The 13,541-nt window shown below is 36.7% G+C and carries 9 protein-coding genes; 6 read left to right on the top strand and 3 right to left on the bottom strand.

From position 1 onward, the window contains the following. A partial coding sequence (gene mscL, locus BU038_RS09970) for a large conductance mechanosensitive channel protein MscL (RefSeq protein ID WP_107605911.1) occupies window positions 1-197 on the bottom strand: 197 nt, incomplete at its 3' end. Between the two features lie 379 nt (window positions 198-576). Here mscL and BU038_RS09975 point away from each other — a divergent pair. From BU038_RS09975 to menI, 3 genes are all read left to right on the top strand, one after another. Then, on the top strand, window positions 577-2,202 hold the full coding sequence (locus BU038_RS09975; RefSeq protein WP_107605912.1) for a glycine betaine uptake BCCT transporter: 1,626 nt from the start codon (window positions 577-579) through the stop codon (window positions 2,200-2,202). 264 nt (window positions 2,203-2,466) lie between these two features. Beyond that, window positions 2,467-5,172: an aconitate hydratase AcnA gene (gene acnA, locus BU038_RS09980; protein WP_107605913.1), complete on the top strand. Its 2,706-nt coding sequence runs from the start codon at window positions 2,467-2,469 to the stop codon at window positions 5,170-5,172. Between the two features lie 119 nt (window positions 5,173-5,291). Then, window positions 5,292-5,753 carry a 1,4-dihydroxy-2-naphthoyl-CoA hydrolase MenI gene (gene menI / locus BU038_RS09985; RefSeq protein WP_107605914.1) on the top strand — a complete coding sequence of 154 codons (462 nt, stop codon included), beginning with the start codon at window positions 5,292-5,294 and terminating at the stop codon, window positions 5,751-5,753. A gap of 65 nt (window positions 5,754-5,818) precedes the next feature. On the opposite strand, the gene BU038_RS09990 is transcribed toward menI, so the two are convergent. Continuing rightward, complete coding sequence (locus BU038_RS09990; RefSeq protein WP_107605915.1) at window positions 5,819-6,115, bottom strand: HesB/YadR/YfhF family protein; 297 nt, start codon at window positions 6,113-6,115, stop codon at window positions 5,819-5,821. Between the two features lie 186 nt (window positions 6,116-6,301). Beyond that, entirely contained in the window at window positions 6,302-6,910 is a 609-nt protein-coding gene (plsY, locus tag BU038_RS09995; RefSeq protein ID WP_107605916.1) for a glycerol-3-phosphate 1-O-acyltransferase PlsY, read from the bottom strand. Between the two features lie 292 nt (window positions 6,911-7,202). On the opposite strand from plsY, the gene parE reads away from it, so the two are divergent. The 3 genes from parE to BU038_RS10010 all read left to right on the top strand — a co-directional run bounded on the left by parE (window position 7,203) and on the right by BU038_RS10010 (window position 13,373). Then, window positions 7,203-9,203 carry a DNA topoisomerase IV subunit B gene (gene parE / locus BU038_RS10000; protein ID WP_107605917.1) on the top strand — a complete coding sequence of 667 codons (2,001 nt, stop codon included), beginning with the start codon at window positions 7,203-7,205 and terminating at the stop codon, window positions 9,201-9,203. After that, window positions 9,200-11,623: a DNA topoisomerase IV subunit A gene (parC, locus tag BU038_RS10005; RefSeq protein WP_107605918.1), complete on the top strand. Its 2,424-nt coding sequence runs from the start codon at window positions 9,200-9,202 to the stop codon at window positions 11,621-11,623. Before parE ends, parC begins: the two co-directional genes overlap by 4 nt. Before the next feature lie 286 nt (window positions 11,624-11,909). Next, window positions 11,910-13,373 carry an alanine/glycine:cation symporter family protein gene (locus tag BU038_RS10010; RefSeq protein ID WP_107605919.1) on the top strand — a complete coding sequence of 488 codons (1,464 nt, stop codon included), beginning with the start codon at window positions 11,910-11,912 and terminating at the stop codon, window positions 13,371-13,373. Window positions 13,374-13,541: the final 168 nt, after the last annotated feature.

A 13,541-nucleotide genomic window follows, 5' to 3' on the forward strand; every position in this document is an offset into this window, starting at 1 on the left:
AATAAACCGTATTTGATTCCGAACATTGACCAGTTTTTCGCAAAATCAACTGTTCCGAAAATTAATCCAATTAACGGCATAATGATATAAGTGACAAGTGAAGTGACAATTTTATTGAATGCAGCTCCCATAACAACTGCGACAGCTAAATCTAATACATTTCCTTTAAACGCAAACTCTTTAAATTCTTTAAACACGAGTAAGTCCTCCTAATTTTTCTAAAGTTAATTATACATTAATGTTTTAAGTAATAAAATACATTTTTTTAGCAGTTGTATTTTTGTCTAATAGTAAGCGTTTGCTTAAAAAAAGTTAAAATTTCTTAGTTTTTTATCTGGTAAGAGGGTATGTTAAAGTAATGTATAATTACAATGAAAGAAATCAAGTTGTTAATTGTTAAATGTATTTTTAATAAAATTGATTTATATACGATTGTATAATCAATTTTCCTAAATTTGCCTATACAACTTGATTTTGTTATGATTATACTTGGTTTTTCACTAAAATGATATTTTGTTATAAAATATCAATTGCATATCATTGACAACAAAATATATAGAAAGGGAGTAATTGATTATGAATTCTTCTCAAAGAGGTAAGAAGCTCTCACCAGTCTTTATTTATGCTTCAATTATTGTACTCATTGTAGTACTTGCTGGTGCAATCTTCCCATCACAGTTTGATCATGTTACAAATACAATCAAACTATGGATTACCGATAAATTGGGTTGGTATTACTTAATCTTAACTACAATCCTAGTATTCTTCTGTGTTTTCCTTATCTTCAGTCCAATTGGAAAATTGAAACTAGGTAAGCCGAACGACAAACCTGAGTTCAATACGATTTCATGGTTTGCGATGTTATTCAGTGCAGGTATGGGTATCGGTTTAGTATTCTATGGTGCAGCAGAACCAATGGGACATTTTGCGGCACCGCCTAATGCGAAACCGGAAACAGCTCAAGCCTATACAGAAGCATTACGTTCTACGTTCTTCCACTGGGGCTTCCATGCATGGGCAACTTATGGTGTAGTAGCATTAGCACTTGCTTATGCACAGTTCAGAAAAGGAGAACCAGGTTTATTATCTAAAACGTTACGACCTATTTTAGGTGATAAAGTTGATGGACCTATTGGTACTATCATTGACGTACTAGCAGTCTTCGCGACTGTTGTTGGTGTGGCAGTATCATTAGGTATGGGTGCGTTACAAATCAATGGTGGTTTACATTACTTATTCGGCCTTCCAAACAATGTTTGGATACAAGGCATTATTATCGTTGTTGTAACAATCCTGTTTATTGCATCAGCTTGGTCTGGTATCAGTAAAGGGATTCAATATTTAAGTAACTTAAACATTGGTTTAGGCACAATCTTAATGATTGTGGCATTAATTATTGGTCCAACTGTTTTAATTTTAGACATGTTAACTAGTTCAACAGGTAGCTTGTTGAATACATTCTTGTCTAACAGTTTTGACACAGCGGCGTTAAATCCGAAAAAACGTGAATGGATGTCAGGCTGGACACTATACTATTGGGGCTGGTGGTTAAGCTGGAGTCCATTCGTAGGTGTGTTCATTGCACGTGTATCTAAAGGACGTTCAATTCGTGAATTCGTTTCAGGCGTGCTATTAGTACCAGCATTAGTCAGCTTCATTTGGTTCAGTGTGTTTGGTGTACTAGGTATTGAAACTGGTAAAAAACACAAAGAAATCTTTGATATGGCACCAGAAACGCAATTATTCGCAGTGTTTAATCACTTGCCACTAGGAATTATATTATCAATTGTAGCGTTACTATTGATTGCATCATTCTTCGTTACTTCTGCAGACTCAGCAACATTCGTGCTAGGTATGCAGACGTCATATGGTTCATTAGAACCAGCATCATACATTAAAGTAACTTGGGGTATTGCGCAATCATTAATCGCATTCATCTTGTTATTCTCAGGCGGAGATACTGGCTTGAACTCACTGCAAAGTGCGGCAATTATCAGTGCCTTGCCATTCTCCATTGTGATCATATTAATGATGATCGCCTTTTACAAAGATGCGAACCGTGAACGTAAGTTCTTAGGCTTAACATTGACGCCTAACAAGCATCGTTTAGAAGAATATGTGAAATATTCACAACAAGATTATGAAGAAGATATTTTAGAAAAACGTAAAGTACGTCAACAATCACAAAATCTTGATTCTTAATTGAATTTTTATATGCGTTGTCTTTCAATCATTGCATTGAAAGGCAGCGCATTTTTTCATATTTAGCAGTTAAATAAATGAAAATTATTCTCAATACATAATAGATACTTATTACACGAAGTGGATATGATAAGATATACTTATACATACTGATTATAAAACAAAAACAATGAACAATTGGTTTTTAATGAATATCAGTTGTATTCGCTATCATATCAATATACAATCTAAGTAAAGGCATAATATTAATCAGGGGGGATTTAGATGTCTTCTAACTTAAAAGAGCAAGCAAAGAAAACGTTTACTTTAAACGACAAAACGTATACTTTTTACGATTTGCAGTCATTAGAAGAACAAGGTTTAACTAAAATCAACAAATTGCCATATTCAATTCGAGTATTATTGGAATCGGTGTTACGTCAAGAGGATGGCTTCGTAATTACTGATGACCATATTAAAGAATTAGCGAAATTCGGTAATGGTGCTGAAGGTGCAGTGCCGTTCAAACCATCTCGTGTTATCTTACAAGACTTCACAGGTGTACCAGCAGTTGTTGACTTAGCTTCATTACGTAAAGCAATGGATGATGTAGGCGGCGATATTAATAAAATTAACCCGGAAGTACCTGTAGACTTAGTTATTGACCACTCAGTACAAGTAGACAGCTACGCGAATCCAGATGCATTACGTCAAAACATGAAATTAGAATTCCACCGTAACTTCGAACGTTACGAATTCTTAAACTGGGCAACAAAAGCATTCGATAACTACAATGCTGTACCACCAGCAACAGGTATCGTGCACCAAGTTAACTTAGAGTATTTAGCTAACGTTGTGCATGCTAGAGACGTTGATGGAGAAACAGTTGCATTCCCAGATACATTAGTCGGTACTGACTCTCATACGACAATGATCAATGGTCTTGGCGTATTAGGTTGGGGTGTCGGCGGTATTGAAGCTGAAGCAGGTATGTTAGGTCAACCTTCATACTTCCCAATTCCAGACGTAATCGGTGTTCGTTTAGAAAACCAATTACCACAAGGTGCAACAGCAACTGACTTAGCTTTACGTGTAACTGAAGAGTTACGTAAAAAAGGCGTAGTCGGCAAATTCGTAGAATTCTATGGTCCTGGTGTTCAACACTTGCCATTAGCTGACCGTGCTACAATCGCTAACATGGCACCTGAATATGGTGCAACATGTGGTTTCTTCCCAGTTGATGAAGAATCATTAAAATATTTACGTTTAACAGGACGTACTGAAGAACAAATTGAACTAGTTGAAGAATACTTGAAACAAAACCATATGTTCTTCGATGTAGAAAAAGAAGATCCTTCATACACAGATGTGCTTGAATTAGACTTATCTACTGTAGAACCTTCTCTATCAGGTCCTAAACGTCCACAAGACTTAATTAAATTAGGTGACATGAAACAAGAATTCGAAAAAGCTGTAACTGCACCAGCAGGCAACCAAGGTTTCGGATTCGATGAGTCTGAATTCGAAAAAGAAGCAACTATCGAATTCGCAGATGGTCATACTGCTAAAATGACAACAGGTGATATCGCAATTGCAGCGATCACTTCATGTACAAACACATCTAACCCATATGTAATGTTAGGTGCTGGTTTAGTTGCGAAAAAAGCAGTTGAAAAAGGCTTAAAAGTACCTGAGTACGTGAAAACTTCACTTGCACCAGGTTCAAAAGTAGTAACAGGTTATTTAGATGATTCAGGCTTACAAGAGTACTTAGATGCATTAGGCTTTAACTTAGTAGGTTATGGTTGTACGACTTGTATCGGTAACTCTGGTCCATTATTACCAGAAATTGAAAAAGCAGTTTCAGGTGAAGATTTACTTGTTACTTCTGTATTATCAGGTAACCGTAACTTCGAAGGTCGTATCCACCCATTAGTAAAAGGTAACTACTTAGCATCACCACCATTAGTTGTGGCATATGCTTTAGCAGGTACTGTGGATATCGATTTACAAAATGACCCAATCGGTCAAGACAAAGATGGCAACGATGTATACTTAGATGATATCTGGCCATCAATCAAAGAAGTTGCTGATATAGTTGAAAGCACTGTTACACCTGACTTATTCCGTGAAGAATATTCAGATGTATACACAAATAATGAAATGTGGAATGAAATTGAAACAACGGATCAACCATTATATGATTTCGATCCAAGCTCAACTTATATCCAAAACCCTACATTCTTCGAAGGTTTATCAAAAGAACCAGGCAAAATCGAACCGCTTAAAGGTTTACGTGTGATGGGTAAATTTGGTGACTCAGTAACAACTGACCACATTTCACCAGCAGGTGCAATCGGTAAAGATACTCCAGCAGGTCAATACTTGCAAGAAAATGGCGTACCAATCAGAGAGTTCAACTCATACGGTTCTCGTCGTGGTAACCACGAAGTTATGATTAGAGGTACGTTCGCAAACATCCGTATCAAAAACCAATTAGCGCCAGGTACAGAAGGCGGCTTCACAACTTACTGGCCTACAGGTGAAGTAATGTCGATCTATGATGCAGCTATGAAATACAAAGAAGACGGTACTGGATTAGTTGTCTTAGCAGGCAACGACTATGGTATGGGTTCTTCACGTGACTGGGCTGCCAAAGGTACAAACTTACTAGGCGTTAAGACAGTTATTGCACAAAGCTACGAACGTATCCACCGTTCTAACTTAGTTATGATGGGTGTATTACCGCTTCAATTCCAAGACGGCGACTCAGCTGACAGCCTTGGATTAGATGGTACTGAAGAAATTTCAGTAGATATCGATGAATCAGTTAAACCACATGACAAAGTAAAAGTAACAGCTAAAAAAGAAAATGGTGAAACAATCGAATTCGATGTAATCGCACGTTTCGATTCACAAGTTGAATTAGACTACTACCGTCATGGCGGTATCTTACAACTTGTATTACGTAACAAATTAGCTAATGCATAAGGGTTCAACCTTATTCATATAGAACATGATATGAGGCTAAGATAGTTTGAAACTGTCTTAGCCTCTTCATTTTGTGCTATCATATAACATGGAATGAGAATAGAAAGTGTGGCGTAAAAATGATATACAGTATTACTGAAGTAGAAGCAAGATATCAAGAAACTGATAAAATGGGATTCATTTATCACGGCAACTATGCGACGTGGTTTGAAGTTGCTCGTACAGACTATATAAGCAAGCTTGGCTTCAATTATGCCGATATGGAAGCACGCGGCATTATTTCTCCAGTCACGCACTTAGATGTGAAATTTATTAAGCCTGTGACTTATCCTGAAAAAGTGAAAGTAAAAACATGGGTAGAACGTTATTCACGTTTACGTTCTTTATATCGTTATGAAATTTATAATGAAAAAGGAGAAATCGCGACTACAGGCTCAACTGAATTGATTTGTATGACTGAAGATACGCATACACCAATTCGTTTAGATCGTTACTTCCCAGATTGGCATGAGGTATATCAAGAAGTAGAAAAACGAAACAAAGCCGGCGAACAATTTGAAGTTACTGATGGTCTTCAATAAGTAAATAAGCATAAAAAAACTGGGACATCTGAATGCCCCAGTTTTATATGTGTTGAGAGATGCTATTAAAATTTGAAAGTAATTTCATCTTTATCATCAACGTCGATAGTTAATGTTACATCTTCAAAGTACCATAAATCTTTTTCGGCAATAATGATATCTACACCGTCAAAGTCTTGTTCAAATCCAATTTCAATGGGTTGATCATTGCGGTTATCAATATTAAATGCAGGGCTGAAACCTTGTTTGATTTGAGGTTCTCCGCCATAACGCACAAAGATATGAATAGCTTTGCCTTCTTCAGGTAATTCAAATTCGTCTTTGAACCAGTTGATTGCTTTATCTGTCAATTTCAATTCCATGGTAAAACTCCTCTCATTATTACCAAAATAATATGATGCATATAATGATTTATATATAAGAGTATAACCGTTATGGTACCATGATTAACCTCAAATGCTCAATTTATTTAAAAAGAGTAGAACGGATTTGACGAAATTTTGTATAGCTATAAAAAAACCGGAACACATTATGTCCCGGTTTGTGGTTTACATCCATTTAATTTTAGGTTCTTCACCTTTAAAGATTCTTATAATATTTGTTCGGTGTCTGATAATCAATAAGACAGCGACTATGATGCTGACACTTAACAAGATATAATCTTGAATAATAAGTGATCCGATAACACAGCAAATAGCTGCGACGATACTTGATAATGACACATATTTAGTCAGTTTTAATGTAATAAAGAAGATAGCTGCTAAGATTAAAAGTAAAATCGGAGCAACACCTAATACGACACCTGCACTGGTTGCGACAGCTTTTCCGCCTTTGAATTTAAGGAAGATTGGAAAAACATGTCCGACTATCGCAAATACACCGACAATCATGCCGTGTGTAAAGAATTCACTGATTGGTCCTGTCGGATGTACCGGGAACCATAGTGGAAAGAAGACTACAATAAAACCTTTAAATATATCTAAGAAAGTTACAGCAAATCCGGCAGGTCGGCCTAATACACGAAAACTGTTAGTGGCACCGGTATTGCCGCTTCCATACTGTCTTATATCTTTTTTGAAAAATAATTTTCCGATTATGATACCGCTTGGGAATGAACCTACTAAATAGGCGAGCAGCAACATGAGTACAATCATCATTGACTTTGACACTTCCTTTATTGACGATAACGTTATTTTACCATACTCCAACACTTTGAAGTGGACTGTTCTGTTATTTTTACGACACATTCTCGTTATTTATAGTTTAAGCGACAATGTTAGATTTTCATAGTAACAAAATCTTTTATCGAATGAAATCTTTTTTCGTTATGTTGTAAAATGTTATCACATTCAAATCAATTTCTGGCTTGCATTTTGCCTTGATTTAAGTAAGAATGTTTATTGTAATGTTTTATAAACGAACGTACGTTTGTAGGAGGCGAAGGATCGATTGGCAACAAATAAACGACAAAACTATTCGGACGATTCTATTCAAGTACTTGAAGGATTAGAAGCAGTCCGCAAAAGACCAGGAATGTATATTGGGTCAACCGATAAACGTGGTTTACACCACTTAGTATATGAAATCGTAGATAACTCAGTAGATGAGGTATTGAACGGTTATGGTAATGAAATCAAAGTGACTATCAATAAAGATGATAGTATCACGATAGAAGATAACGGACGTGGGATGCCGACGGGGATTCATAAATCTGGTAAACCGACAGTAGAAGTTATCTTTACAGTCTTGCATGCCGGCGGTAAGTTCGGCCAAGGCGGCTATAAAACATCAGGCGGCTTACATGGTGTAGGTGCTTCTGTAGTTAACGCATTAAGTGAATGGTTAGTCGTTGAGATTTATAGAGACGGCTCTATTTATGAACAGCGTTTCAACAAAGGAGGATTACCTGCAACGGGTTTAGAGAAAAAAGGAAAGACACGTAAAAAAGGAACGAAAGTGACGTTTAAACCGGATCCTGAAATCTTTAAATCAGCAACATCATTTAATTTTGATACATTAAGCGAACGCCTACAAGAATCAGCCTTCCTGTTAAAAAATCTAAAAATCACTTTAACAGACTTACGTTCTGGTAAAGAAAGAGAAGAAATATATCATTATGAAGACGGCATCAAAGAATTTGTGTCTTATGTCAATGAAGGTAAAGAAGTCTTACATGACGTAGCGACATTTTCAGGAGAAGCTAATGGTATCGAAGTAGATATCGCTTTCCAATATAATGATCAATATTCTGAAAGTATCTTAAGCTTTGTCAATAACGTACGTACTAAAGACGGCGGTACACATGAAGTCGGTTTCAAGACTGCGATGACACGTGTATTCAATGATTATGCACGTCGAATTGGTGAATTAAAAGCAAAAGATAAAAATTTAGATGGTAATGATATTCGTGAAGGCTTAACAGCTATTATTTCTGTACGTATTCCTGAAGAATTACTGCAATTCGAAGGGCAAACAAAGTCTAAACTAGGTACGGCAGAAGCGAGAAGTGCTGTTGATAGTGTGGTTGCTGAGAAACTACCATTCTATTTAGAAGAAAAAGGACAATTATCAAAATCGCTAGTCAAAAAAGCAGTGAAAGCACAACAAGCCAGAGAAGCTGCGCGTAAAGCACGTGAAGATGCACGTTCTGGCAAAAAGAACAAGCGTAAAGATACGTTGTTATCTGGTAAGTTAACACCAGCGCAAAGTAAAAATACGGAGAAAAAAGAACTGTACCTAGTCGAAGGTGACTCTGCAGGCGGTTCAGCTAAACTCGGTCGAGATCGTAAGTATCAAGCAATTTTACCATTACGCGGTAAAGTTATTAATACTGAGAAAGCCCGTCTAGAAGATATTTTCAAAAACGAAGAAATTAACACGATTATTCATACTATCGGTGCGGGAGTAGGAACTGAATTCAAATTAGAAGACAGCAACTATAACCGTGTGATTATTATGACCGATGCCGATACTGACGGTGCACATATCCAAGTCTTATTATTAACGTTCTTCTTTAAATACATGAAGCCGCTTGTACAAGCAGGTCGTGTCTTTATTGCCTTGCCTCCGCTTTATAAATTAGAAAAAGGAAAAGGCAAAGCGAAGAAAGTAGAATATGCATGGACAGATGACGAGTTAGAGAAACTTCAAAAGCAATTAGGTAAAGGTTTCAGTTTACAACGTTATAAAGGTTTAGGTGAAATGAATCCTGACCAGTTGTGGGAAACTACTATGAACCCAGAAACGCGCACGTTGATTCGTGTCAATGTAGAAGATGAAGTGCGTTCATCAAAACGTGTCACAACATTAATGGGTGACAAAGTTGCGCCACGTCGTGATTGGATTGAAAAACATGTAGAATTTGGTATGCAAGAAGATCAAAGTATTCTAGATAATGATGAAATTGAAATTTTAGATCAAGATGCATACGATGAGGAGGAAGTAAATTGAGCGAAATCATCCAAGACCTTTCGTTAGAAGATGTCATAGGCGACCGCTTCGGCCGCTACAGTAAATACATCATCCAAGAACGTGCCCTCCCAGATGTCAGAGATGGTTTGAAACCGGTACAGCGCCGTATCTTATATGCGATGTATTCAAGCGGTAATACCTTTGATAAAAATTTCCGTAAGAGTGCCAAAACTGTCGGTGACGTTATCGGACAATATCATCCTCATGGTGATTCTTCAGTTTATGATGCGATGGTACGCTTGAGTCAAGATTGGAAATTACGTCATGTCTTAATTGAAATGCACGGGAATAACGGGAGTATCGATAACGATCCGCCAGCTGCGATGCGTTATACTGAAGCAAAACTAAGTCAACTCTCAGAAGAATTATTACGCGATATTAATAAAGAAACGGTTTCATTCGTACCAAACTATGATGATACAACTACAGAACCCATGGTTTTACCAGCACGTTTCCCGAACCTATTAGTCAACGGGTCAACAGGGATTTCTGCAGGTTATGCGACAGATATTCCACCGCACAACTTAGGGGAAGTTATTAATGGGACATTAAAATTCATCGATAATCCAGATATTACTGTGAACCAGCTGATGAAACATATTAAAGGCCCAGACTTTCCTACTGGCGGTATTATCCAAGGTGTGGACGGTATTAAAAAAGCATATGAAACAGGTAAAGGCCGTATTGTAGTTCGTTCTATGGTGGATACTGAAACATTGCGTAACGGCAGACAAGAATTAGTCGTGTCAGAGATTCCATATGAAGTAAATAAAAGTGCGTTAGTGAAAAAGATTGATGAACTGCGTGCAGATAAAAAAGTAGATGGTATTGTCGAAGTACGTGATGAAACAGACCGTACTGGATTACGTATCGCGATTGAATTGAAAAAAGATGTGAACAGCGAAGCAATTTTAAACTTCTTATACAAAAACACAGATTTACAAATCTCTTATAACTTCAATATGGTCGCAATCAGTGAAGGACGCCCTAAACAAATGGGAATTCGTCAAATTATTGATAGTTACTTGAATCACCAAATTGAAGTTGTGACGAAACGTACGCGTTATGATTTATTCCATGCGGAAAAACGTATGCATATTGTTGAAGGTTTAATGAAAGCTTTATCCGTTTTAGATGAAGTAATTGCGATTATCCGCGGTTCTAAAAATAAACGCGATGCGAAAGATAATTTAGTGGCTGAGTTTGACTTTACTGAAGAACAAGCAGAAGCGATTGTGACGTTGCAATTATATCGTTTAACAAATACGGATATTGTGGCGCTTGAAGCTGAACATAAAGAATTAGAAGAACAAATTAAAGGTTTACGTCATATCTTAGATAACCACGATGCTTTATTAAACGTGATCAAAGATGAATTGAAAGAGATTCGTAAACGTTTCAAATCAGAACGTTTATCTCGTATTGAAGCAGAGATTTCTGAAATTAAGATTTCTAAAGAAGTGATTGTGCCAAGTGAGGAAACAATTTTAAGTTTATCTAAAGATGGCTACATCAAACGTACTTCTATTCGCAGCTTTAATGCGAATAAAGTAGAAGAAGTCGGATTAAAAGAAGGCGACAGTTTATTACGTTATGTAGAAACGAATACGCAACATATCGCATTAGTCTTTACAGACAAAGGCCGTTATCTCTACTTACCGGTGCATAAACTATCAGATATCAAGTGGAAAGATCTCGGTCAACATATTTCACAATTGGTACCGATAGAAAATGATGAACGTGTCATTGATGTCTTTACTGAACCAGATTTCAAACAAGAAGCGGATTACTTAATGGCAACGAAGAACGGTATGATTAAGAAAAGTGAGTTAGGTCTATTCAAGACAACACGTTTCAATAAACCGCTTATTGCGATGAAATTAAAAGAAGATGATGTAGTAATTAATGTGATGCGCATTGAAGCACCGCAATTGCTTACAGTGATTACGCATACAGGTATGTCATTAACTTATAGTTCTGATGAATTATCAAGTACTGGTTTACGTGCAGCAGGAGTAAAATCAATTAATCTTAAAGATGATGATTATGTTGTGATGACACAAGTCGTACAACCAGACAACACGATTTTAATGGCAACACAAAGAGGTGCAGTCAAACGAATCGGTTATCAAGTTCTTGCGGAAGCTAAACGTGCACAACGCGGTATTAAACTGTTGAAAGAGCTGAAAAGTAAACCGCATCGTATTGTAGGAGCGGATGTGATTGAAAATCCAGCTGCGACGTATACGTTATATTCTAAGAAGGATACTTTCACAGGTACAGTCGGAGATGTTCATTTAACAGAACAATATACAAATGGCTCATTTGTGGTTGATGTAGATACATTCGGTGACGTTGAAGCGTTGACTGTATCTGACATGAGTGAACCTGAAGCATAAATCTCATTAATTAAAGCTGTTCAAAAAAGGCGTATATCCCTTTTTATTTGAACAGCTTTTCTTTGTGAAGGATAAGGTTTTGCAAAAAAATATAGTCAGATAATTGCTAAGATGATAAAATATAGAGTAAATCAAATGAAATAACAAGTGGCAGTATATTCTTTGAGAATTCTGCCTCTTGGTATTTTTTTTATTTAAGCGGTGTATATTGAAGAAAGTAGACGATATATTCCATTGTTATGTATCAGAAATACATAAATATTTAACAGAATATGAGGTAATAAATGTGAAAGATTTTGATAGTTTAGTACCTGGTTGGTTTAAAGCATTTGTTGAAGTGGGGAATGACTTGATTTGGTCACAATACTTAATCGGTTTACTGCTGACTGCAGGACTCTTCTTTACAATCAGCTCCAGGTTTATACAGTTTACGTCATTTGGAGAAATGTTTAGAGCATTAGTAGAAAAACCGCAAACATTAGATAGCGGTGAAAAAGGGATTTCACCATTCCAAGCTTTCGCAATCAGTGCAGGGTCTCGTGTCGGTACGGGTAATATTGCTGGTGTTGCGACTGCGATTGTATTAGGTGGTCCAGGTGCAGTCTTTTGGATGTGGGTCATCGCATCTATCGGTGCAGCCAGTGCTTTTGTGGAATCTGTTTTAGCTCAAGTATATAAAGTACCTGATAAAGCAGGCGGTTTCCGTGGGGGCCCAGCGTACTATATGACAAAAGGTTTGAACCAAAAATGGTTAGGTGTCGTATTTGCGATTTTAATTACCATTACATTCGCCTTTGTATTTAATACAGTACAAGCTAACACGATTGCAGAATCATTGAAAACACAATATCATATCAGTCCTGTGGTAACTGGTATTATCTTAGCGGTATTAACTGGAATTATCATTTTCGGTGGCGTAAGAAGTATCGCAACATTGTCTTCTTATATCGTTCCGATTATGGCGATTATTTATATTGGTGTGGTATTAGTCATCTTAGTGATGAACTACGACCAAATTATCCCTATGATTTTAACAATCTTCAAGAGTGCATTTGGGATTGAACAAGCGACTGGCGGTGCAGTCGGTGCAGCAGTGTTACAAGGGATTAAACGTGGTTTATTCTCAAACGAAGCCGGTATGGGTTCTGCGCCGAACGCAGCAGCTACAGCAGCTGTCCCTCATCCAGTAAAACAAGGTTTACTTCAATCATTAGGTGTATTCTTCGATACGATTTTAGTATGTACAGCTACAGCGATTGTCATTTTATTATATGGCGGCTTACAGTTTGGTGAAGGTGCACCTCAAGGTGTAGCAGTTACACAATCAGCATTGAACGAACATTTAGGTAGTGCAGGCGGTATTTTCTTATCTGTCGCTATTACACTGTTTGCGTTCTCATCTGTTATCGGTAACTATTATTATGGTCAATCAAATATTGAATTCTTATCATACAACAAAACGGTATTATTTATTTTCAGATGTTTAGTTGTATTATTAGTCTTCTTTGGTGCAGTAGTGAAAACAGAAACAGTATGGAGTACTGCGGATGTTTTCATGGGCTTAATGGCAATCGTCAACATTATTTCGATCATTGCCTTGTCTAACATTGCATTGGCCGTGATGAAAGATTACCATGACCAACGTAAAGCAGGTAAGAAACCGATCTTTAAACCAGAGAATTTGGAAATTAACTTATTTGGTATTGAATGTTGGGGAGATCCAGCTAAACAATTATCACGTAAAAAATAATAAATAGAGTATGAGTTGAATGAACATTCAACCATTTAATTCCCTTATCACGCACATAGAGTGTTGTTGATAAGGGATTTTATTTTTTTAGAAGTATAAAGAATGACAAATTATTGTATTTCTAGAGAAGAAAAACATGAAATAATAAAAAATAGTCCAAGTATGTAC

Origin of the sequence: Staphylococcus simulans (genome assembly GCF_003043455.1) — a bacterium.
Classification (GTDB): domain Bacteria; phylum Bacillota; class Bacilli; order Staphylococcales; family Staphylococcaceae; genus Staphylococcus; species Staphylococcus simulans_A.

Coding starts and splice junctions, on each gene's coding strand:
- acnA (WP_107605913.1), top strand. CDS start 2,467: ATGTCTTCTAACTTAAAAGAGCAAGCAAAGAAAACGTTTACTTTAAAC.
- BU038_RS09990 (WP_107605915.1), bottom strand. CDS start 6,115: ATGGAATTGAAATTGACAGATAAAGCAATCAACTGGTTCAAAGACGAA.
- BU038_RS09975 (WP_107605912.1), top strand. CDS start 577: ATGAATTCTTCTCAAAGAGGTAAGAAGCTCTCACCAGTCTTTATTTAT.
- menI (WP_107605914.1), top strand. CDS start 5,292: ATGATATACAGTATTACTGAAGTAGAAGCAAGATATCAAGAAACTGAT.
- plsY (WP_107605916.1), bottom strand. CDS start 6,910: ATGATGATTGTACTCATGTTGCTGCTCGCCTATTTAGTAGGTTCATTC.